22 protein-coding genes and 1 pseudogene are annotated in these 21,791 nt (G+C 63.1%); 2 read left to right on the top strand and 21 right to left on the bottom strand.

The window, feature by feature from the left end; translation table 11 throughout:
• Positions 1 to 52 precede the first annotated feature (52 nt).
• The 11 genes and pseudogenes from FJ946_RS31050 to FJ946_RS05170 all read right to left on the bottom strand — a co-directional run bounded on the left by FJ946_RS31050 (position 53) and on the right by FJ946_RS05170 (position 9,454).
• Positions 53 to 271 carry a hypothetical protein gene (locus tag FJ946_RS31050; protein WP_224519089.1) on the bottom strand — a complete coding sequence of 73 codons (219 nt, stop codon included), beginning with the start codon at positions 269 to 271 and terminating at the stop codon, positions 53 to 55.
• Between the two features lie 213 nt (positions 272 to 484).
• Positions 485 to 1,198, bottom strand: a pseudogene (locus tag FJ946_RS31045) (class I SAM-dependent methyltransferase); the annotation flags it as partial.
• A 70-nt stretch (positions 1,199 to 1,268) separates the two neighbouring features.
• Positions 1,269 to 2,249, bottom strand: coding sequence for a GNAT family N-acetyltransferase (locus tag FJ946_RS05210; RefSeq protein ID WP_140564426.1), 981 nt, complete (start codon positions 2,247 to 2,249; stop codon positions 1,269 to 1,271).
• Between the two features lie 8 nt (positions 2,250 to 2,257).
• Positions 2,258 to 3,322, bottom strand: a complete 1,065-nt coding sequence (locus FJ946_RS05205; RefSeq protein ID WP_140564425.1) for a glycosyltransferase family 4 protein — start codon at positions 3,320 to 3,322, stop codon at positions 2,258 to 2,260.
• The gene (locus tag FJ946_RS05200; protein ID WP_140564424.1) at positions 3,319 to 4,155 is read right to left on the bottom strand and encodes a PIG-L family deacetylase; all 837 of its coding nucleotides are present in this window, start codon (positions 4,153 to 4,155) and stop codon (positions 3,319 to 3,321) included. The genes FJ946_RS05205 and FJ946_RS05200 overlap by 4 nt, the downstream gene beginning before the upstream one ends.
• Before the next feature lie 7 nt (positions 4,156 to 4,162).
• Entirely contained in the window at positions 4,163 to 5,089 is a 927-nt protein-coding gene (locus FJ946_RS05195; protein ID WP_140497390.1) for a beta-xylosidase, read from the bottom strand.
• Positions 5,082 to 5,843, bottom strand: a complete 762-nt coding sequence (locus FJ946_RS05190) for a TIGR04290 family methyltransferase (protein ID WP_140497392.1) — start codon at positions 5,841 to 5,843, stop codon at positions 5,082 to 5,084. The genes FJ946_RS05195 and FJ946_RS05190 overlap by 8 nt, the downstream gene beginning before the upstream one ends.
• Before the next feature lie 2 nt (positions 5,844 to 5,845).
• Positions 5,846 to 6,643: a sugar phosphate nucleotidyltransferase gene (locus FJ946_RS05185; RefSeq protein ID WP_140497394.1), complete on the bottom strand. Its 798-nt coding sequence runs from the start codon at positions 6,641 to 6,643 to the stop codon at positions 5,846 to 5,848.
• A complete protein-coding gene (locus FJ946_RS05180; protein WP_140564423.1) occupies positions 6,643 to 7,743 on the bottom strand; it encodes a glycosyltransferase in 1,101 nt (366 codons plus the stop codon). Before FJ946_RS05180 ends, FJ946_RS05185 begins: the two co-directional genes overlap by 1 nt.
• A 14-nt stretch (positions 7,744 to 7,757) precedes the next feature.
• Positions 7,758 to 8,354, bottom strand: a complete 597-nt coding sequence (locus tag FJ946_RS05175) for a histidine phosphatase family protein (protein ID WP_140564422.1) — start codon at positions 8,352 to 8,354, stop codon at positions 7,758 to 7,760.
• A complete protein-coding gene (locus tag FJ946_RS05170; RefSeq protein ID WP_140564421.1) occupies positions 8,351 to 9,454 on the bottom strand; it encodes an inositol-3-phosphate synthase in 1,104 nt (367 codons plus the stop codon). The genes FJ946_RS05175 and FJ946_RS05170 overlap by 4 nt, the downstream gene beginning before the upstream one ends.
• A 152-nt stretch (positions 9,455 to 9,606) precedes the next feature.
• Between FJ946_RS05170 and FJ946_RS05165 the strand changes: the two genes are divergently transcribed.
• Positions 9,607 to 11,361: a hypothetical protein gene (locus FJ946_RS05165; protein WP_140564420.1), complete on the top strand. Its 1,755-nt coding sequence runs from the start codon at positions 9,607 to 9,609 to the stop codon at positions 11,359 to 11,361.
• A gap of 3 nt (positions 11,362 to 11,364) precedes the next feature.
• Here the strand turns inward: FJ946_RS05165 and FJ946_RS05160 are convergent, their stop codons facing one another.
• The 9 genes from FJ946_RS05160 to FJ946_RS05120 form a co-directional block, all read right to left on the bottom strand.
• Positions 11,365 to 11,550, bottom strand: coding sequence for a hypothetical protein (locus FJ946_RS05160; RefSeq protein WP_140497402.1), 186 nt, complete (start codon positions 11,548 to 11,550; stop codon positions 11,365 to 11,367).
• Positions 11,551 to 11,689: 139 nt separating this feature from the next.
• A complete protein-coding gene (locus tag FJ946_RS05155) occupies positions 11,690 to 12,730 on the bottom strand; it encodes a UDP-glucuronic acid decarboxylase family protein (protein WP_140497404.1) in 1,041 nt (346 codons plus the stop codon).
• A 23-nt stretch (positions 12,731 to 12,753) separates the two neighbouring features.
• Positions 12,754 to 13,857 (bottom strand): glycosyltransferase, encoded by a 1,104-nt coding sequence (locus FJ946_RS05150; RefSeq protein WP_140564419.1) that lies wholly within the window; start codon positions 13,855 to 13,857, stop codon positions 12,754 to 12,756.
• Complete coding sequence (locus FJ946_RS05145) at positions 13,857 to 14,948, bottom strand: glycosyltransferase (RefSeq protein ID WP_140564418.1); 1,092 nt, start codon at positions 14,946 to 14,948, stop codon at positions 13,857 to 13,859. The genes FJ946_RS05150 and FJ946_RS05145 overlap by 1 nt, the downstream gene beginning before the upstream one ends.
• Positions 14,945 to 16,075: a glycosyltransferase gene (locus tag FJ946_RS05140; protein WP_140564417.1), complete on the bottom strand. Its 1,131-nt coding sequence runs from the start codon at positions 16,073 to 16,075 to the stop codon at positions 14,945 to 14,947. Before FJ946_RS05140 ends, FJ946_RS05145 begins: the two co-directional genes overlap by 4 nt.
• Before the next feature lie 2 nt (positions 16,076 to 16,077).
• Complete coding sequence (locus FJ946_RS05135) at positions 16,078 to 17,178, bottom strand: glycosyltransferase family 4 protein (protein WP_140564416.1); 1,101 nt, start codon at positions 17,176 to 17,178, stop codon at positions 16,078 to 16,080.
• On the bottom strand, positions 17,163 to 18,455 hold the full coding sequence (locus FJ946_RS05130) for a TIGR04295 family B12-binding domain-containing radical SAM protein (RefSeq protein WP_140564415.1): 1,293 nt from the start codon (positions 18,453 to 18,455) through the stop codon (positions 17,163 to 17,165). The genes FJ946_RS05135 and FJ946_RS05130 overlap by 16 nt, the downstream gene beginning before the upstream one ends.
• Entirely contained in the window at positions 18,452 to 19,531 is a 1,080-nt protein-coding gene (locus FJ946_RS05125; protein WP_140564414.1) for an NAD-dependent epimerase/dehydratase family protein, read from the bottom strand. The genes FJ946_RS05130 and FJ946_RS05125 overlap by 4 nt, the downstream gene beginning before the upstream one ends.
• Positions 19,528 to 20,634 (bottom strand): SDR family NAD(P)-dependent oxidoreductase, encoded by a 1,107-nt coding sequence (locus FJ946_RS05120; protein ID WP_140497418.1) that lies wholly within the window; start codon positions 20,632 to 20,634, stop codon positions 19,528 to 19,530. Before FJ946_RS05120 ends, FJ946_RS05125 begins: the two co-directional genes overlap by 4 nt.
• Positions 20,635 to 20,850: 216 nt before the next feature.
• On the opposite strand from FJ946_RS05120, the gene FJ946_RS05115 reads away from it, so the two are divergent.
• On the top strand, positions 20,851 to 21,123 hold the full coding sequence (locus tag FJ946_RS05115) for a hypothetical protein (protein ID WP_140497420.1): 273 nt from the start codon (positions 20,851 to 20,853) through the stop codon (positions 21,121 to 21,123).
• A 40-nt stretch (positions 21,124 to 21,163) separates the two neighbouring features.
• Here the strand turns inward: FJ946_RS05115 and FJ946_RS05110 are convergent, their stop codons facing one another.
• The gene (locus tag FJ946_RS05110; protein ID WP_140497422.1) at positions 21,164 to 21,760 is read right to left on the bottom strand and encodes a response regulator; all 597 of its coding nucleotides are present in this window, start codon (positions 21,758 to 21,760) and stop codon (positions 21,164 to 21,166) included.
• Positions 21,761 to 21,791: the final 31 nt, after the last annotated feature.

Below are 21,791 nucleotides of genomic sequence, written 5' to 3'. Positions count from 1 at the left end.
AGGTTTTTCTTCCACTCTCGATTGCCGAGGTCACAGATCCACTGCGGCGCTTTCAGTCCTTCGGCAATCGATTTGCGGCATGATCCTGATATTGATCGGACTTGATCTGATTGCCGTCCAGGCCGCGTTCCTCGCTGTGCTGCTTCTTGTCCCTGTTGGATAAAACGGCATTCTCTTCGATCTTGTCCTTGGCCAGTTCGGTCATTGCTCCGGCGCCGGCCCCTTTGCCGTGGCTGCCACGGCCGATATGTTTCTTGCTGCCGGATGCCATGCTGTCCTCCTTCGAATTGGCGCCGCTCTTCAGCGTCGCTGTGTTCGACGCCCGAACTGGCATTGGCTGGTAATGTTCCGTCACGCCGGCAAGCAGGAAGGCGTCGCCGTCCCACAGCCGAAACGGCTTTTCGCCATCGATGACGACCTGCAATCCGTGACGTTGCGCCAGGCGACATATATCGGAGCGGTCCAAAAACAGTGATTCGCGATATGAGTAGTTCAGCAAGGCCAGCCTGCCCGGCCTTTTGAGGACGCGCGCAATTTCGCCGAAATGCCGCTCCGCCACGCCGGCTAGCACCAGATAGGGGAAACTGTCGACCGCCAGAACGCAGTCGAAACTCGCGTCGCCGAACTCCGCCAGATCCAGGCCTGAGGTCCGCCGCAACTCTACATTGCCAAGCGCTGCGCATTGCTCACGGGCGATCGATATCATCCTCGACGATATGTCGATACCGACGACCCGCCCACAGGACGCCGACAGCGCGCGTTCGAAACGCCCGATGCCGCAACCGATGTCCAGAATGCTGCGTCCAGCGCCGGTGAAGTCTTGCGCTGTCAGCCATGCAACGATTTCGTCGGTCGTGGCTGCCAGCCTTTCCTCATCGCCAAGGGAAGCCAACTGGACACTCGCCACCCGGGAAATCGCTGCCGCGGCATCAAAGCCCGAGGCCAGCCGCGTCACGACATCTGCATCCGTCTCGTCGTCGCGTTCGTGACGAACGGCAGAACCCGTTTTCTGCAACGTGGCAAAAACCTCCGATCCGCGGCGAAGCAGCCCGGCTATCTGCTGGAGCCTTTCCCTGTCTCGAGTATCGACCGGATCGATCTCCGCCACGATCTCCGCCAATTCGACTGCCCCGATGCCTGGGTGGAGATGCAGCGCCAGCCTGGCGATGACGGCCTCGGCACTGACAGCGTCCGCCATACAGTCCTCGACCGCCAGCCTGACCGCTATCCGGCGGCGCACGGATGTTGGTTCCATCGAAACCATGGTCTCATTTCCGCGTCCAAGTCCTTCGCATCGTCCACCTGTCGCCAGCGCCCCAGCCATATTTGTACGGCTCCTGGCCGCGCAGGAAGTCGAACTCGCGCGCACCTTCGCGGATCGATTCGGCGATTGCGTGGCCGACCAGGATCGCGCCTGGACTTTCCTCGGCATAGGCAGGATCGAAACCGCCAAGATAGGCATAGGCACGGCCGCGATGGTGAAATCCGTAGTAGACGCCGATTGGCTTGCCGTCGATGGCGAGCACCCAGCGTCGGGTCAGATCTCGAGCGTCGAGCAGGGGAAGCGAGCACCTGTGGAATTGCTCGACGGCGAGGTCGGCCAGCACGCCGCCTCCGTTTCCGGCCCAGCGCGCGCCGTGCAGGCCTATCAGGTGGTCGAGGAACAGTTGAGGATCGCCTCGTACCGGCGACAACTCGACCCGGCCGCGTCTGGATGCGGCGCGGCGCGCCCGGCGCAACTGGCGTCTGCGCCGGGCAGGGACGCAGCCCGCCAGCGTTTCATCGCCGTCGGTGGCAAGCACGGGACAAACGGCGTGGCCGACCAGTCCATCGGCCTTCAATTCGGGATGTTCGATCGCCAGACCGGCACTGCCTTGCGGCAGATCCGGCAGGATCCACTGCGACCACTCGATCGAGAGTATCTTCTCTGCAAGGGCAGTGGCGACCTGGGCCTCGCTGCCGGGCACACACAGCACGTCCAGATAGTCGCTGAGGGAAATGCCGATCGGAAGCAGTTTCGAGCCTTCCGTGCCATGTTCGAGATAGAGCGGCGCCAGGCCCACCAGATCGTTGCCGCGCCAGATGGCGACCGTCGCCAGCTCCCCCGGAGCGAATGTGCGCCACCACGGCAGCAGCCAGGCGGGACATTGAAAGGGCGTCGCCGACGAACTCTGCTCCCACAGGTTCCACCAGTGCGGCGCCAGTGCATGCAATTGCTCTGGATCGCCGATGATCTCGCTGCGCAGCATCTGCTCTTTCACCGCACCGCGGCGAGACGCCTGCGGTCGGCGCCGAGCCGGGCCAGCGCCAGATAGGCGCTCATGTAGGACGAGACCATGCGCTCGAGCGAAAACCGCCGGCGCGCCTCGCTTCGGCACGTCTCGGCATCAAGGCTGGGTGCCGCGACAATTGCTTGCGCCATCTCGTCGACATTGTTGACGATAAAGCCGGTCTTGCCGTGCTCGACCACTTCGGGAAGCGCACCATTTGGAAAGGCGATCACCGGTGTGCCGCAGGCGAGTGCTTCCATCGCGACCAGCGAACTGGTCTCGGCGGCGAGGCTCGGAACGACCAGGCAGCGTGCTGCATTGAGCAAGCGCCGCTTGGCGATGAAGCCGAGCGGACCGAGGAAGCGGCGCCGACGATCGAGGCGAGGTTCGACCTCATCGCGAAAGTACTGGGTATGCGTCTCGTAAGGATAGACCCGCCCGCCGATGACCAGCGGCACATCAGCCTGCCTGGCGGCATCCAATGCCAGGTGTATGCCCTTTTCCGGGCAGATGCGGCTGAGCACGACGGCGAAGTCGCCCCTGGGCCGCGGCTGGTTCAGCGCGTCGATATCGACACCATTCGGGATCGGGGCAACCAAGCTTGCGTCCGGCGGTGCGGTTCTTTGCTGGGCTGACGAGACGGCGTGAAGCCAGAGATCGTCGCGCCCTAGGCGCAGCGCCCCGGCCGGGTACCAGTCGAGCGGCAGGTGAAGCGTCACCAGGGTCGGACCGTCGGCAGGCAGGTAGGCGTCGAAGTCGATGCCATGCAGGTGAACCACGTCGATCGGCCATTGGGCGCGGGCAGCGGCGATCGCGGCGCGATGGGACTCCTGTGCCCGGTTTTTTGCTGACTGGTCGAGCACGCCGGCTTCGGCGGGCGTTTCCACCAGAATGCCGCTTGCACTGGAACCCTGGCAGCCGATGACGATGGATCGGTGACCGGCACGGGTCAGGGCCTGATCGAGCATTGACAGCACCTGCTCGGCGCCGCCAACGGCGTTCGGTCCCACCGGCGCGAGAGGATAGGCAACATTGAGCACTGTGAGCGTCATGGCTGGTCGAGCCGGAGCGCCTCGTGAGCACGGGCGCTTGCATGCAGCCAGGTGCCGGGCTCGAAACCCAGCGGCAGCGATTCATAGTAGAGCCTGCCATCGTTGGGCAGCTTCAGGAAATCATAGGTCGGCGCCAGCCGGAAACGCTCGGTGCGGGTCGAGAACGGCGCCAGCGTCCGCTGCTGCGTCAGGTGGCTGGCCAGCATGCGCTGCTTTTGCTGAAAGGCCGCTTCGGTCAGGCAGACCTCTATGCAATCACTGCCGGTGCCGCTGGCGAAATCCTGAAATACCGGGCCGTCCGGGCCAGCCGAATAAAAGGCCATTTCGATGATGGTGGGCACGGGCCGGCGGTCACGGCGCAGAAGATGGCAGGCCGCGTGAACGGCGAAAGCGGTCGCGTCGTGGTCGGGATGGCCTCCCTCGAAAGGATGTGTGCAGACGAAGCGGATGTCGGGTTCGCAAACAAGGCAGGCGAGTTCCTGCGCGAGCGCCACGAGATTCGCCGCAGCCTCCTTGTCGGGATAGCCAAGAGCGGTCAGGCCCGATGGCGATATGCCGGCCGCGGCCAAGGCTTCCGTCAGTTCCGCACGGCGGGCATCGGCATAGTCCTGCCATGTCTCGAAACCATGCGCTTGCGCGTCGGCAAGATCGCGTGGTGCTCCGTCCGTGACATGGACGAGGCGGCATGACCGCAGTCCGGCAAGATGCCCGCCGATGCCGATCGTCTCGTCGTCCGGATGCGCGACGACGACCATGATCGCGGAGCCATGTGCTGCGTCACTGCCCGTCAACAGGGCCGCGAATTCGCCCAGGGTTGCCGACGGTTGATGCATGGGAGCCTCACGCTGCCGAGGCTCGCCGCTTCGACGTGGAAGCCACGCCGGGCGCGTAGCGGCGAATCATGGTTGCACAGAATTCGGCGAATTCCTCCGGCACCAGCGGCGGACTGGTGTGGTGAGGCATCATCCCGCGATGCTCTGGCGTGAAGCAGAAGGTGACGGTCACGTCGAAATCGGCGAGCGCTTCCATCTGTCGGTCGAACCAGTTCAATGCATTCGGCCTGAAACTGTCGGCCCAGGAAAGTCCGGTCCGCATATTGGTGACCCCGAGCCGCTTCATCCAGGCGACGGCGTCGTCCAGCCGCGGGTCCTCGAAATGAAACCACTGCACCAGCCCCATCTCGGGCGTATGGCGCAGGAATTCCTCCAGTGCCGGTTTTGGCGTGCCGTCCTGGCGCAGCAGCCCCATATGGAAGTGACGATAGTAGGAGGAGCCTTCCGCTTCGCGATGGCGCGTTGTTGCTTCCCATTCGCGCGGGAGATCATAAAGGCTGTACCACTGGATGCGCGGAGCGTTGCCGAGCAGCAATTCAGCGGTGCGCCTGAGGCCCCAGACCTGGATCTCGTCGGCGCCGAAGGTCGATACGCCAACTTCGCTGACCCAGATCGGGAGATCGGTGACGGCCGCGATCTCACCGATCTTCTGTGGCCATTCCTGGATCTGCCACAGGTTCCAGTCGAGCGGAAAGCCATGTACCGCGACGGCATCGACGTGGTCCAGCAATCTGAGTTCCTTCATGCGCGTGACGAAGCCGGGGTCGATCGGAGAGATGCCGCCGAGCACTTTGGTCAGGGCCGGGTTCTCGGACGCTATCGCATCCGCCGACAACATTGCCATGGCGGCGAAGCGGCTCCAATCGGGGTCGAGCTCGGGATCCCAATGCGATTTGTTGTTGGGCTCGTTCCAGATCATCGCGGCTTCAATCATGGATCTGTCCTTTCGACGGGTAGACGGCGCCGCCGCCGGCCGGATCGCCGGCGGAACGGCAAAAATAAACCTCCTGCTCGGGGTGCAAAAAAATCTCGAAGCCGGCGCTGCGCAACATCGCTTCGGTGCAGGCGCGGTTGGGAATCCACCAATTGGTCGGATCGTCGGCATATCGATGTTCGATGAAATGCAGTTTCGGAAATTCCGGCCGCTCGAACAGGTCGTGCGTCCAGAAATGATAATTCTGCTCAAGCGCAGGCAGATCGGCGCTGCCGCGTTGCATGGACTGGAAGATCATCAGGTCGCCGGCGACATGCCCGCGGATCAGGTCGAGCGCGAGCAGGGGATGGCGCAGGTGGTAAAGAACCCCCATGAACAGCACGATGTCGAATGTCTCGCGCAGGGCGCCGACGTCATAAACCGAAAGCTTCTGGAACTCGATGTCGCAGTCCGCGATCTCGGCGGCAAAGCGCGCCTGTGCCAGATAGGCCTCGTCGAAATCGATGCCGAGGACGCGACCGGCGCCGCGCCGTTTCATTTCGATGGAATAAAAACCGGCATTGCAGCCGATATCGAGCACGGACTTGCCGGACAGGTCGGCTGGAATGGCATAGGCGAACTTGCGCCATTTGACCAGCGGGTAGTTACCGAGAAAATGGTCCGGAGCAGTTTCGACGCCGGCTAGTTCCATGTTGTGGAACCATGGGCCGAGGGCATCGATACGGCGTTGGATTTCAGCATGGGAATGCAGCATGGCTAAGCTCCTTCGCCCGGAACGGCATGCGAATGTGCAGTAGGCGCGATCATCGTGGGCCGGTGCTGTTTGGACGCAGCATCGTCGTCGAGCAGCCGAAGGGCCGCGCGATAACCGTTGAAAGTGCCGACATCGACGTAGGCGGCCCCTGCCTTCACCCCATACGCCTGACCGCCCGCCGTCAGGTAGGCGTTGATCAACGTGCCGATATATTCGTCATAGCAATCCCGCTCGCGCCAGAGTGCCGCGAGCTGGTGCAGGACATGGCCCGGCATCTTGAACGCGCCCCATATCCAGTTCGTCGCCGCGTCCTGCCGCTTGACCTGGATTTCCCGCACCCGGCCCTCCTCGTCGAGAACCACGGCATCGAAAAATTCCGGCCGATCCACCGGGAAGAGCAGGAATGACAGCCGGTCGTCCGGCAGACGGCAGAAGCCGTCTTCGGGAAACCAGATCGTATCGGGAAGCCCGATCAACACCGTCTCGTCCGGTGCGACGAGGGGTGCTGCCCGGAAGATGGCGTCGCAAAGGCCAACGGGGTTGGGTTGTACCACGAACAGAGCGGTCGCCGCTCCGTAGCCCGCGGCATAGTATTCGAGAATGTCGGATTTACCCGATCCGATGATGAAACAGACCTTGTCGACGCCGGCGCGCACCATCCGCCGCACCAGGTACTCGCTTACGGCACATGGGCGCTCTGTCTGTCCATCGATCCGGCTCCCGACCGGCAGCAGCTCTTTCGAGAAGCCGAGCGGTTGAATGCGGCTGCCGCGTCCGGCAGCGGGCACGATGCCCAACATCAGACTGCTTCCTTCATCGGTTCGCCGGCCGACCTCTGCAAGGCTTCGTTCAGGATGCGATCCAGTTCCGCCGCGCGCCGCGTGGATGTGTGTTCGTCCAGAACCCGTTCACGCGCACGGCTTCGAATTGCATCGAGCTCGTGCGATGGCAGTTTGAGCGCCGCGATCACGTCGTCTGTGTCGTACGCCAGCAGGATCTCGCTACCGGGTTCGAAGAAACTGCTGAGGCCCGGCCAGGTGTCGGTGACGATCGGTACGCCGCATGCCGCTGCTTCGAACAGCCGGCCCGAAGGGCACCACCCCTTTTGCGCCATCGCCTCGCGCGTCACATTCAGCGTCAGGCGGGACGACGAAAAGAAGGCTGGATGATCTGCCGGCGGAAGATGCCTGACGAAGAAGATGTTGTCGCTCCACGGGAATTCCTGTGGATATTGTGCACCGCCGATGATGAAGCGGTGGTCAGGCAGGAGTGCGGCCGGACGGACCAGCAGTTTCTCGACGCCGGCCTGGCGATCTGCCGCATAGGTCCCGAGATAGGACAGATCGCCCGCAAATTCCGGCCTAGGTACTGCCGGCCGGTGTTGGTCGGGATCGACATGGCCATAGAGCGGCACCACGTGGCGTGCACCGAGGACCGACTTGAGTGCATCGATTGCCGAGCCGCCCGTGTAACTCAGGACGAGATCGAAATCGGCAAGGCCCTCGGGCCCGAAATAGGGTGGGCGTTCACCTTGATCGAGGCGCGCCAGAGTGACCGGAGTGTCCAAGTCGTAAAAGACGCGCAGCCCGCGGCATGCCTGCTGCGCCAGGCGCGAAGCGTCCACGGCGTCGGGGCAGTAGGAGGTAATGATGACGACGTCCGATTGCTTGATCGTCTGCTCCGCGACCCTCCGGATGTCCTCCCAGTCCGGGTAGAGCACGATGTTGCCGCCGTCCAGCTGGTCGAGGTCCCGCGCACCTGCATAGTAGGGGGTGTTGCGCTCGAAAAAGGTGATGGACCAGCCGTACCGGGCCAGCGCCCGGATCAGCCCGCGCCACAGGGTGGCGTGGCCGTTTCCCCATGAGGACGTGACGGTGAGACCGAAAATGACCATCTGCATCCGGCAAGTCCTCGTCAGGCAAGTTCGTTCAGGCGGATGAGCTTTGCTCCCCAGTCTCCAGACACGATCGTCGTGACGGAAGCGGGGTCGATATCGAAGCGAAAGCTGTCGCCGACGGGCAGACCAAGCACATGGCAGATGGCTGCCTTGATCACGTCGGCATGGCTGATCAGCGCGACGCATTGATTCTGATGCCGCTCGCGAGCCTGATCCATCAGCGAGACGATACGCTGTTGGACATCCAGCATGGTTTCGCCGCTTGGGGTGCTTGCTTCCTGCCGCCGGCTGTTCCACGCCTGCCAGCCGGCATCGCCGTTCAGCTCCTCGAACGTCTTTCCCGACCAGATGCCGAAGTCGATCTCGTCGAGTTCGGCGCAGATCGCGATTTCGCCGACATTACAGGCAGTCGCGATCGGCTTGGCGGTTTCCTGCGTGCGCTCGCGTGGGCTGCACCAGATAGCGGCAATCGGCTCGCGGGCCATGCGGCGGCCAAGATGCGCCGCCTGAGCCCTGCCGGATTCGCCAAGGCGAACTCCGCCCATCCGTCCGGCCAGATAGGAGCCGACATTGTCGTGTGCCGCGTGCCGGATCAGGAAGAAGGTCGTCGTCATTCCGCGGCATCGAGCATAGGCTCGTCCCTGCCTGTGATGAATGCGAGCGTGCGCTGCCGAGCTTCGGCATCGGTGAACTGCTCAGGCGGAGACTTCATGAAATAGCTGCACGGACCGGTCAGCGCGCCGGCGATGCCGCGGTCAAGCGCCAGCTTGGCGCAGCGCACGGCGTCGATGACCACGCCGGCCGAATTGGGCGAATCCCAGACTTCCAGCTTGAGTTCGGCGTTGAGCGGCACTCCACCGAAGGTCGTGCCTTCAACCCGGATGTAGGCCCATTTGCGATCGGTGAGCCATGGCACATGGTCACTGGGGCCGACATGAATGTTGCCCGGCTCCAGGGGAACATCGAACTGGCTGGTCACGGACTGCGTCTTCGAGATCTTCTTCGATTCCAGCCGCTCGCGTTCCAGCATGTTGAGGAAATCGGTGTTGCCGCCGAAGTTCAACTGATAAGTGCGGTCGATGCGGACGCCGCGCTCGCGGAAGAGATTGGCCAGCAACCGATGCACGATTGTCGCGCCGACCTGGCTCTTGATATCGTCGCCGACCAGCGGCAGCCCGCGTTCCTCGAAACGCAGGCGCCATTCGGGCCGTGACGCGATGAAAACCGGTATGCAGTTGACGAAGGCGCAGCCGGCCTCGAGGGCGCATTCGGCATAAAAGCGCGTCGCTTCCTCCGACCCCACCGGCAGGTACGAGACCAGCACATCGGCACCGCTGTTCCGCAGGATTTCGCTGACATTGGCAACCGGCTCCGGCGCTTCCTCGATTTCCGTGCGCAGATATTTGCCGATGCCGTCCAACGTGGGGCCACGCTCCACGCGAACCCCGGTTGCAACCGCATCGGCAAAACGGAACGTGTTGTTCGGGGCGCTGTAGATCGCATCGGCCACGTCGCACCCGACCTTGCCCTTGGCGACATCGAACGCACAGACGACCTCGATGTCGTCGACGTGGTAGCCGCCGAGATCGGTATGCATCAGCCCGGGGATCGGCTCATTGCCTTTTGCGTCTCGGTAATAGGAAAGGCCTTGCACCAGGGAGGATGCGCAATTGCCTACACCGACGATACCGACACGAACTTTCTTCGATCCCACGAAACTGCCGTCCTGTGCTGTCCAAGGTAAGTTCCTGGGCCCGAACCGTCAGCTTGCCGGAATGTTCCTTGGCATGTGGAAAAATTGCGCGCGGCAGGATGGATCAAAGCCGCGCATGCCGCGTTGGCGCACGGCGAGCTTGGAATCGGTGGATGATCGTCTACGGCGACCACAAACGAACGGAAGACGCGCGACAGCTTCGCGAGGCTGCAAGCGAAATGGCTGAAAGCCTCGATTGCAGGCCCTGCGGCATTCAACGCCACGCTGCGCTGGTAGGGTTGTTCGTCAAGGTCTCGGAACTGGTCCAGGCACAGGCCGATGTCGAGTTCGAGGCCCGCGGCGGGGACACCCCTTCGCCGAGGCAGCGGCAAGGTGCCAAGCTGCTGGTCGGCCTTGCGGCGGAAGTGGCGAGGTCCTGGCGAAGCGGCTTCACAGTGACCGGCGCCGTCGATCCCATGCTGAGGCATATGCTGGCCGCGCTCGACTGCCGGGGCAAGGTTCTTACCGGCACGGCCGAGGGATACGCGCATTATGCGCTCTATCCTGAAAGCTATCTCGGCGCGGCGCGGGCATCAGGCCTCGACGCGAATACATGCGTCATCGGCATCCGCAGCATTGGCCTCGGGCTTGCCGCCCTGGTCGCCGCGGCGATCGACGCGCCGGTACCCATCAGCGTGCGCCCGATCGGCCATCCTTTCCGCAGGTATGTCAACGCCGACCCGGAATTGATCAGCGCCTGGAGGGACAAGCCCTCGGCTTGCTTCGCTGTCGTCGACGAGGGCCCCGGCCTGTCGGGCAGTTCGATGCATGCCGTCGTCGCATGGCTGCGGCGGCTGGGCATCGATAGGGATCGCATTCACCTGTTCCCCAGCCATTCCGGCGGCCCAGGTGCCGAAGCCTCTAAGGAGGTTCGTGAGACATGGTCGGGTTGCCGCAAACATGTGGCGCGGGCCTTCGAACGCACCTTCCCGGGCGGCGCGCAAATGCCGACGCTACGCGATTGGGTGGCGGAGGCTGCCGGCAGCCCGCAATTGGCCCTGACCGAAATATCCGCTGGAGAGTGGCGAAACCTCCACTACGCCGAGGAGAGGCTCTGGCCGCCGAGTCAACGCGGCATCGAGCGGCGAAAATTCCTGGCGTCCGCGGGACGCGATCGGTGGCTCGTCAAATTTGCCGGCCTCGGTCAAACCGGGCAGCGCAAGATGCAAACCGCGGAGATGCTGCACGAAGCCGGCTTCGGACCGCAGATCGTCGGGCTTTGTCACGGTTTTCTGGTTGAACGGTGGATCGAGGGAAAGACAATGGATCAGACAAACCTGTCCAGAGACAGGCTTGTCGCGGAGCTCGCACACTATCTCGCTTGGCGTGCGGCCAATCTCAGAACTCCGGAACTGGGTGCTGGATTGCCGGAACTCGCTGAGATGGCCGTCCACAATGGCGCCGAAGCCCTGGGTGAGCGGCGCGCGGCGGAGCTGCGGAACTGGTTCTCGAAGCGTGCCCCTGCGCAAGCGTTGCCACGGGTCGAGATCGACGGAAGGCTTCACCCGTGGGAGTTTCTCGTTTGTGCCGACGGGACGTTGATCAAGACGGATGCCGTCGATCACTGCCGGGGACATGATTTGATCGGCTGCCAGCCCATAGAGTGGGATATTGCCGGCGCTCGCGTCGAATATGGATTTTCCGACAGCGAGCTAGCGACGTTGGTCCACCGCATGGAAGCCGGGGAGCGGCTCAATATCGATACCGGCCTCATTGACTGTCTCGAACCTTGCTACCTGGCGTTTCAACTGGGACTCTGGGACGTTGCTGCCCGATCCGAGCATGGCCCGGAGAAGCCAAGGCTGGTAGCTGCGGCAACGCGGTACAAGAAAGGGCTGCTACGCTTCCTGGAGAGGTCCGGGCCGTGACGATCAGTCCAGTCTCCGCAGCATGTCCGCTTCGCGTTCGAGAATGGTGGCCACTTCCTCGCGCTGCAGATGCGTCATCATTAGGCTGACGCAGCACTCGAGATAGGTGATGGAGGCCCGTCGCAGAAAGGCAGCCGTCTCTCTTTCCGCAATCTGCTCGATATCCTTTGCGGATCGTTTGGGTTGCACAGGTCCGTTCTCCATAGCGGGATCTCATCGTCAAACCCCGAGCTTGCCAGGATGTTCCGCGCAATCCGCAAAAGTGCGGCAGGAGGCATGACCGTGCTTGAGCGGTCATGCCGGAACACGTGGCTGCGGCGGCCTGGCCTCAGGCCGGAAGGTTCTGCAACCTGCCCGATCTTGCGTTTGTCGCAATAGCTGTCATCCGGCCGTCGATCCCGCTGGTTTCGAGATTGGAGAAGTATCCGATCGTCTGCATCAGCCCTTGCCTGAGCGGCACTTTCGGCGTCCAGCCGAGCAGCGCCTTCGCACGCGAGATGTCGGGCTGCCTCCGGCGGGGATCGTCTTGCGGCAAGGGCAGGAATTTCAGATCCGACTTGGTTCCGGTCATGTCCCTCACCATGGATGCCAGTCGCATGATGGTGAATTCTCCGGGATTGCCCAGGTTGACGGGTTTTCCGGGATTGGGATCGAGATCCATCAGGCGCATCATACCTTCGATCAGATCGGAGACGTAGCAGAAGGACCTTGTCTGCAACCCATCACCGAATATCGTCATCGAGCGCTTCTCAAGCGCCTGCATGATCAGGTTCGAGACGATGCGGCCGTCGGCGGGGTCCATCCTGGGACCGTAGGTATTGAAGATGCGAGCCACGCGAATATCGGCTTTTGCCGCTCTCAGATAATCGAAGCAAAGCGTTTCGGCGGTGCGCTTGCCTTCGTCGTAGCAGGCGCGCGGGCCGGTGAAGTTCACATGGCCAACATAGTCTTCCCGCTGCGGATGTTGTTCCGGGTCGCCATAAACTTCACTTGTCGACGCCTGCAGGAATCGCGCATTGTTGCGGGCGGCGAGTTCGAGCAGGTTGAGCGTTCCGATGACGCAGGTGCGTGTCGTGTGTATCGGATCGGCCTGGTAGCGCGGCGGCGAAGCAGCGCATGCCAGGTTGAAAACGCGATCGACCGGCTCGCCGAGGTTCAGCGGCCGGCAGATATCCTGCTCGATCAGCCGGAAGCGCGGCTGGTCCATGATCGAGACGATGTTGTCCATGCGGCCGGTAAGGAAATTGTCGACGCAGATCACACGCCAGCCGTTGCGGAACAACGTTTCGCAAAGATGCGAGCCGAGGAAACCCGCGCCACCGGCGACAAGCACTGTCTTCGCCCTTCGCGCTTTTCTTGTTTGCCGCATCGCTGTTTTCTCCTGTCTTTCAGTCATGCTGCGGTTCCGATATCGAGATCGATCATCGCCGCTCTCGGTCGTGTCAGCAGCGACACGAATTCGCGGGCCCTGGCCGCACCGGTATGTGCTGCCAGGACGAGTTCGCGCGCCCGGCCGGCCATGGCGAGCCGGGCGCGCTCGGATTCCCTGAGCAGGATATCGACGATGTCATCCGCCTTGTCGGCCGTGCGGATCGCCGAAGCAGGAAAGAAGCTGTCGAGACCCGGCCAGCGATCGCTGATAATCGGCGTGCCGCAAGCGGCAGCCTCGAAAAGCCGTACGCTGGGCGACCATCCGGCGGCGATCATCGATCTGCGCGTGACGTTCAGCGTGTAGCGCTGGCGGCTATAGAATGCGGCATGGTCGGCCGGCGGCAAATGTTCGATTCGTTCGACATTCTCAGGCCAGACGATGTCGGACGGATATTGCGAGCCGGCGACGACGAAACGGCGCTCCGGCATGCGCCGTGCGGGCTCGAGCAACAGCGCGTTGAGCGTTGCCTGCCGGTCGGTGCTGTAGGTGCCGAGATAACCGAGGTCCCAGCCGACTGGGTCGGCGGTTCGGTGATGCCGTTGCGGATCGACCGAACAGTAGAGCGGTTCGGCACGGCGCGCACCGAAATCCTGCGCCAGTCGGCCAAGCGTCGGCCCGCCGGTGAAGGAGAAATAGACATCGAAATACGGAATCTGGCGCCGACTAAGATAGTCGCATTCATCCGTCGAAAGCTTTGCCAGGGTCACCGGCGTGTCGATGTCATAAAAGCAGAGCGCCCCTTTGCAGAGCGCCGCGGCAATGTCGATGACCGCGCGCCCCTCCGGAACGAAGGACCCGACGACCACGACATCGGCCTGTTGCAGGCATCGTGCCCAGTCCTGTTGCAACTCCTGCGTCGTTTCGTAGTAGCGCAGAGTGCAGAAATCGGGATCGCGCAAGTCGCGGTGATTGGCATACCACGGCACGTTGCGCTCCAGGAAGGTCACGCGGTGACCGAGTTCATGCAGGCCTTTCAGCAGGCCTCGAAATGTCGTGGCGTGGCCGTTTCCCCAGGACGAGGAGAGGGACAGGCCGAGAAAGACGATGTTGAGCCGCTTGGTCATTACGCCGCCTCCACGGTCCCGCGCTCGAAGTGCCGCCTCAAGACCGTATCGGTCACGGCCGCTCTCATGGCGTAGGTATGTTCACCGCGGACGCGGCGCAGCGCGGACGCGCCGATCGCCTTTGCCCGATTGGGGGTCAAGGTGCGCATGATTTCGGCGACATCGCCGCCGTCGCGTGCGACCAGGATCTCCTCGCCGGGTTTCAGGAACAGTTCGACGCCCAGCCACGCATCCGTGATGAGGCAGGCACCAGCGCCCGCCGCCTCGAAAACGCGGGTGGCGGGCGAAAAGCCGTTTGCGGCCATGCTGTCGCGGCTGATGTTCAACACCGCCTTGGGCGTGACATTGAAGGCGTTGTGGTCGCGGGTGCCGACGTGGCCGAGCCAACTGACATTGCCGGGAAGCGGCTTGTCGCCCCAGCCCGATCCGCCAAGCAGGAAACGCTGCTCCTGCAAACGGCTGGCCGGATCGAGAAAAAACGCCTCGACGCGCGCCTCACGGTCCGGCAGCCGGTTTCCGAGGAAGGCGAGGTCGCAAGCAAAACGCGCCTGACTGGCGACTGGATGATGCGTTTCAGGATCGAGCGCATTGTAGATCGGCACGCATTCCTTCGCTCCCATGGCGCGATAGGCCCAGACCACGGGGTCGCCGCCGCCATAGGTCAACACAAGATCGATTTGCCGCAGCGCGGCATGCAGCGGATGGTCCGGTTCATCGCGCAATTGGCCGAGCGTCGCCGGAGCGTCCACGTCCCAGAACACCACGAGCGCGTCACGACGCGCGTGATCGAGCACGGCGCGCAGCAGCGCCTCATCCTCAAAACCGACGCCGCTCGCCTTGACGACGATATCCGCCTCGGCGGCGTGCGCCGCCACCTGCATCAGCGCGTGCCGGGTCGCCTCGTACACGACGACGGCGCACCACTCCGGCGCCTCGATGTCGCGGTTGTTCCGGCGGTCATAGACGTCAGGTTCATAGAAGGTGATTTCGTAGCCGAGTTGGGAAAGCGCCTTGAGCAACCCACGGTAATAGGTAGCGGCGCCGTTCCAGTAGGACGACAACAGGCTCGATCCATAAAAAGCGATCTTCATTCAGCAGCTTCCTTTGCGGCGGTCGGATTGGTGATGTGTTGAGGTCCGCATTCGGCGAGCACGCCGAACAACTCGTCCACGCGGTGCCGGCATGTGTGCCGCAGGCGGATGGTCTCGAGACCAGACGCCGCCAGGGAGGCAGCGAAATCCGCGTCGCCGAGTACGGCCCGGAGGTGTCGCCGCATCTGGGAGCCATTGTCCGCAAACAGGAAATCGACGCCTGGTCTGAACAGTTGCTCGGTGTCGGACCACGGGGCGGAAATCAGCGGAATGCCGCAGGCGAGCGCCTCGAACACGCGGATGGTCGGAATGCCGGGCAGGCCTTCCCGATAGGGGCGGCGCGGAACATGCACCGTGACACGATGCGCTGCGAACGCTTTCGGCACGTCGGCATTGGCGATCCAGCCTTCATGGCGCAGGCCGGCGGCTGCGAGATCGGCGAGCGCCTGCCTGGGGTAGCGCACGCCATGAACGGTGGCATCGAGGCCGAGTTCGTGCACCGGCTCGATCAGAAATTCCGTGAGCTCCGCGGTACGCTCGTCGTCGCCCCAGTTTCCAATCCAGATCAGATCGGAGGTCGGGCGGATCTCAGGATGCGGTCTGAACAGGCGGTCGTCAGCCGCCTCGTGCCAGGTGAAGACGCGTTTGCCCCACCCGGCGCGCAGGTAGCTCTCGCGCAGGGCTTCGCCAAAGGCGAGGACGCCGTCGTAATGCTCCAGCCGGAGCGCCGAGATCGCCTCGGTCGCCGACACGGCGCGGTGGTGGGTGTCGTGAAACAGGAGGATGAAGTTGCCGCCGTTGGCCCTGGCGCGACCAAGGCGCGCGACGAGGTCCGGCTCGGTCCATTCATGGACGACCACCACGTCCGCATCGGCGATCCAGGCCTCGTGGTCAAAGCCGGCATCGTAGGTCACCGGCATCAGCTCGGGGAAATCATTCCTGAAGCGCTCGATGGCGAAGGAGCCCTTCTCGGCCAGCAGATTCGAGCGGCTCCAGCCGTCCGCCGGCTCCAGCGCGATCGCCTGATGCTGGCGTGCGACCAGCTCCCGCATGACGCCGCGCAGGAAATGTGCGTTGCCGTGGTTCCAGTCGGAAACGACCGAATGGGTATAGAACAGAAAGCGCATGATCAGCGCTCCGCCATCGCTAAGGCCGCTTTGTCGTAGACGTCGCGCATGGCCGCTGCCTGCCTCGCCAACGAAAACCTGCGGCTCCGGCGCAGGGCTGCCCGTCCGAGCTCCCGCCTGTGCTGCGCATCCGCGGAGAGACGGTTGATGCAGGTGGCGAGATCATGCGGATCGCGCGCGTCGTAGAATAGCGCGGCCCCGTCCCATAACTCGCGGTAGGTGGCGATGTCGGATAGAACCAGCGGCGTCGCCGACATGGCCGCTTCCAGCGTCGCCAGGCCGAACGGCTCGTAGAGCGATGGCGACACGAAGATTCCGGCGCGTGCCATCAGGGAGCGCATCTCGTCATGCGGTAGCGCTCCGAGAGCGACGGCATGGCTGAAGCCGGCGTGCTGGCCGTCCGGACCTAGCGTGGAACCGGCTGCAAAGACGGGCCATTGCGTTATCGACGCGGCCTGGTCGATCACCGTGGCGTTCTTGGCTTCGTCCCACCAGCGGGCGGCGGCGAAGACGAGCGGTTGACGTTTTTCGGCTTTCGCAACCGGGCGGGCGCCGTTGGCGACGACATTGAGACGCGCGATTTGTCCATAGCAGGTTTCGAGCATGCCGGCGTGGCTGTGGCTCGGCGCGATGACGGCGTCGGCCGTGTCGAAGCCGCGCCTGTTGCGCTGCTTCTGCCAATCCCATGCGCTGTCCACCGCCTGTCCCTTGACGGCATGGAACCATGTGACCACGCAGGAATGCGAGACCACCACGATAGGGCAGGGCGCATCGAGCCCCACTGCCTGCGTCGGGGCATTGAGATGAACAAGGTCGATGGCGTGGTCACGAATGGGCGCATGCAACTCCCCCGGCAACGCATCGAGGTCGCTGGCATTGCGGGTCATCCAATCCGGCGGCGTGTTCAGCCAGGTCAGTGTCGCCAAGGACTGTGCTTCTTCGGCCTGTTGCGTGGATGGTTCCGGACCGAGACCGGCGAGCAAAACGCTGTCCCCGCCGTCCACGAATTCCCGCGCCAGATCAAGCGCGTACCGCCACACGCCGCCCACGGCATCGACCGTCATCAGGATGCGCCGCGAACGCGGGGTCAGTGTCCGCAACATGTCGCCTCCAGTTCCGCCAGCGGACGCGGGCGCTTCTCCTGGATGTCGCTGAATTTTTGGAACGAGGCGAGATAGTGTTCATGCGCGCGCTCCCACGCGATGTCATCGGGCTCGCCCCAAAGCTCGCGATAGCTGGGCGAACTCGGGTAGGGATAGAGCGGTACCGGCTCATTGGCCCATACGCCGTTGTCGATTAGGTGGTTTCGCCAGTAGTCGACCAGGGCAGGGTCATCTTCGACCGCGCCGATCAGATTGGCCTGGACGAACGGAACATGGCGTCTTGCATCGACGAGCAGCGCGGCGAGTTCCTCCGTGCCCAGGCGGCAGCGCTTGGCCAGCATGGCCCGGCCCTCCACTGTCAGGCTTTCGAGGCCCGCTTCGATTGACACGCAACCGGCCGCGCCAAGCAATTCCAGCAGTTCGGGCTTCCACAGGTCGATGCGGGTCTGTACGCCGAATTTCACGTCACGGTCGACCAGTGCCTCTAGCAAGGCTTTCTGCGGCAGGAAAATCTCGTCGATGAAGTAGATATAGCCGACACCTTGGGCGATCAGCCGGTCTATTTCCGTCACGACCGCCTCGTGATTTCGGCGGCGATAGGCATCGCGGAAATCCATCTTGGCGCAGAAGCTGCAATTGTAAGGGCAGCCGCGCGACGCCTCGACTTCCGCGCCGAACCCCACCTGGTGGTCGTCGAACCTGTGATGGTGGTGCGCGTGCGCGGCGATCCAGTCCGATGGCCATTCGAGCGGCGGATGGTCGATGAACGAACTGGCGTGAACGCCGCCGTTCGAGATCAGCCTTGCTTCGCTAAAGTAGGCGGTTGACGACACCGCACTCCAATCATCGCGCCGTGCAAGGTCGGCCACGACCTCCTCGCATTCGCCGCGCACGATGATGTCGACGCCGAGCTTGCGCAGCGTTGGCGCCGGTGTCGCCGAGCCATGCGGCCCGACCGCGACGGTGCGCCCGCCCCGCCCGGCAAGGCGGTTGAGAAAATCGGCCGGCACGCGCAATTCCGGCGGCGCGCAGCGCCAGAACAGATAGGTCGGCGCTGTGGTGACGACCGTCATTGCCGGCGCGAACTCGGCCACCCGTTCGGAAAGGCTGGAATTGTCAAGCTTCTGAAGCTGTCCGTCCAGCATCAGCACCTCATGGCCAGCCCGTTCGAGCAAGGCTTTCGAGTAGCCGAGTTCCAGGGGTAGATGCGGTTGGCGGCAGCCGAAATAGATGCTGTCGTCGTAGGTCCAGAATGGGTTGACCAACGCGATTTTCATGCGACGTACCTCTCGGCTTCGGCGTGGGGTTCGAGCCGGTGACGCTGCAACCATTCGGCGAGGTCGCGGATGCCTTCTCGCCACGAAACATGCGCCGTCCAGCCAAGCGTGGTTTGCATCTTTCTCGTATCGGCGACGAAGAAGGGCTGGTCGCCCGTCCGCTCTGCCTCATAGCGGATCGACAGTGCTCGATCCGTCAGGCTGCCGATCTCGCTCAACAGCATGCGCAGGCTGAGCGCATTTTTCGGTCCGCCGCCGAGATTGAACGCCTGGCCCGTGATCGTCTCGATCCGGTCGAGCACGGCCCTGTAGGCTGCAACTGCATCGGAGATGTGCAGGATGTCGCGCACCTGCCTGCCGTCGCCGTAAATGGTTATCGGCCGCCCCGAAAGCGCGCAAAGGAGGAAGTGCGCAACCCAGCCCTGGTCCTCCGTTCCGAACTGGCGCGGGCCGTAGATGCAGCTCATCCGCAGGACCGCCGTCGGCAAGCCATAGGACTTGGCGTAGTCGAGCACGTACTGGTCGGCCGCGCCTTTGGAGCAGCCATAGGGTGTGCAAAAGTCCAGGCTGCGGCCCTCGCCGATGCCCTCGGTGCGGATCGCAGGGTCGCAGGGCACATAGCGCTCGCCCTCCGGGCGAACCGCAATGTCGGGGAGGCTGCCGTACACCTTGTTGGTGCTGGCGAAGATCACCGGGATTCGTTCGCCGCTCTGTCGCGCCGCCTCCAGGACGTTGAAAGTTCCTCTAAGGTTAATGTCGAAATCCTCGCCCGGCCGAACCAGGCTGGTGGTAACGGCGGTCTGCGCGGCCAGGTGGAATATGGCTTTCGACCCCGTGAGGGCCGAAGCCAAGGCGTTGGCGTCGCGCACATCGACGGTTTCCACGGTGAGGCGGCTTCCATGCTTGTGCGACAACCATTCAAGGTTCTGTTCGACACCAGCGCGACTGAGATTGTCGATCACCAGCACCGGCTCGCCGTCCGACAACAGGCTGTCGGCAAGATTGGACCCGATGAAGCCGCTGCCGCCGACGATGGCGACAGGTGCTTCGCGACGGTTGCGCCTACCCGGCTTCATGACACCAGCCCGCGTTCTTCGAGTTCGCGTTTCATGTCGGCGCCGCGATCGATGGCAATCGTGTTGCGCACCCAGGAAACGAAGTCGCCGAGGGAATTCTCCAACTGCCGCCCTGGTTCGAAACCCAGCAGTTCGCGCGCCTTGGAAATGTCGGCGAAGCAGTTGCGAATGTCACCGGAACGCGCTTTGCCGAGCAGCTCGGGCGAGCGGTCCGGCGTTCCCATGGCCTCGGCCAGCAGCCGCGCGACATCGCGGATCGCATAAGCCCGGCCGCTTCCGATGTTGATGACGTGGCCTTTTGCCTGGCGTTGCTCCAGTGCCAGGCGAAAGGCGCGGGCGACGTCACGTACATGAACGAAATCGCGCTTCTGCTGGCCATCTTCGAAGATCATCGGCCGCTTGCCGTTGGCCAGACGCGAGGCGAAGTTGGCCAGCACGCCGGTATAGGGGTTTGAAAGCGCCTGTCCGGCGCCGAAAACGTTGAACAGGCGCAGCGCCACCGCATCGACGCCATAGGCTTCGCCGAAGATCAGCACGGCGCGTTCCTGGGCATATTTCGTCAATGCATAGATGGAGGCGAGATCGATCGGCTTTTCTTCGTCTGTCGGCAACGGCGAGAGAGGTTCACCGTCCGCCGACAAGGGATCCCACTGTCCGCCTTTGAGGTCGTTGGCCTTGCGCCGGGCGTTGCCGACGCGCCGGCCGTCGGGCGTGGCATACAGACCTTCGCCGTAGACGCTCATCGAAGACGCGACGACGATCCGCTCGACCGGGTGCTTGATCAACACCTCGAGCAGTGTTGCAGTGCCGAGATCGTTGGCGCCGACATAGCGGGCGATCTCGTACATGGATTGGCCGACGCCGACTTCCGCAGCCAGGTGAACCACCCCGTCGACGCCCTTCAGCGCCTTGGTGACGGCTTCGCGATCGCGCACGTCGCCCTTGATCAGTTCGGCTCCAGCGGGAAGGTTGACCGCTTCGCCGGCATGCACCTGATCCAGCAATGCATCTAGGATGCAAACCGAATAACCGTGATCGGCGAATTCTTGTGCGACGTGGCGACCAATGAAACCACAGCCCCCTGTGACCAGTATACGTTTCACGACAACTCCTCGGACTGGTGACCTCGGCGCCCCCAACTTCTCGGCAAAAGCTTTGTTCCCTGCGCATCAACAAAGTTCTCCTGGCGGTTTCATTCGACAGCAGGCGCATCGCACCACGCGACGGGTGCTGGAACATTGCCTGCCGTGTGCTGTTAGGACGCTCAACAGTTGCCGCGGTGCGTGCGCGGCGAGAGAGCTGGCTGAAAGGAGATTTCAATGTCGCAATCGCAGACGACCACCAATCACGAGGAGATTCGCAAATGGGCCGAGGAGCGGAACGGCCGGCCGGCAGTGGTGCGAACCAAGGGCGAGGGCGGCATCCTGCGGATCGATTTCGGCGAGCCCGAGGAGGCATTCGAACCAGTCGAATGGGATGAGTTCTTTCGGATATTCGATGAGAACCGTCTGGCTTTTCTTTACCAGGCCAACACCGGCGGCGGGCAAACCAGCCGTTTCAACAAGTTCGTCGAGCGTGACCAAAAGGGCTGACCGAGGGCCGGCTGGCGATCAATCGGAAACCTGGTTCGGCTCAGTTCAGAAGCCTTGCGCCGCCGGACTTTGCCAAATCGCGCATGATGGCGTTAAGCCAGTCTTCGGTGGACTGGCCGATCCGCCTTTGGTCGATGTCACGGATCGCTCGCTCGAGCGTCCTTTCGACAAGCCGGTCGGAGGCTTCCACATCCCCCAGCAACAGACGTGCCGCAAGCCTGAGCTTGGGCAGGAGCGAAAACACGTCATCCGGCGAACTTGGCACAAAGCCGCTCGCCTCAGCCGGGCCTTGCGGCGGGAAAAGGGCGTTGAATACAGCCCCGCTGCCCGAGGATTTTCGCAGGTTGCTGGCATGCCGGAGATGTTCGGGAATGGCGATATCGCTGTCACCGCTGAAAAACACGAACGGGACGCCGCGGCGCATCAGTTCGTCCGCGATCGGAAAGACACGTCGCCCGTTGAGGTTGACGTCGAGGATGGCAGCCTCGGCCGATTCAGTGTGCAATGATGCTTGTTCGACCGTCGCTGCCGGTCCCAGGATGATCGCACCCATATTGCTGAAATAGCGGGCGAGATCTCCGGCTACCATCCATTCGTCTTCGACGATCAGAAGATGCACCCCTTGCAGATCGCGCACCCGGTCATCCTTTCTCGAGCAGTATCTGGTG

The sequence above is a fragment of the Mesorhizobium sp. B2-4-7 genome, from assembly GCF_006442685.1.
Classification (GTDB): Bacteria; Pseudomonadota; Alphaproteobacteria; order Rhizobiales; family Rhizobiaceae; genus Mesorhizobium.
The sequence above is the reverse complement of the archived record's forward strand: the minus strand, read 5'-3'. Positions and strand labels throughout refer to the sequence as shown.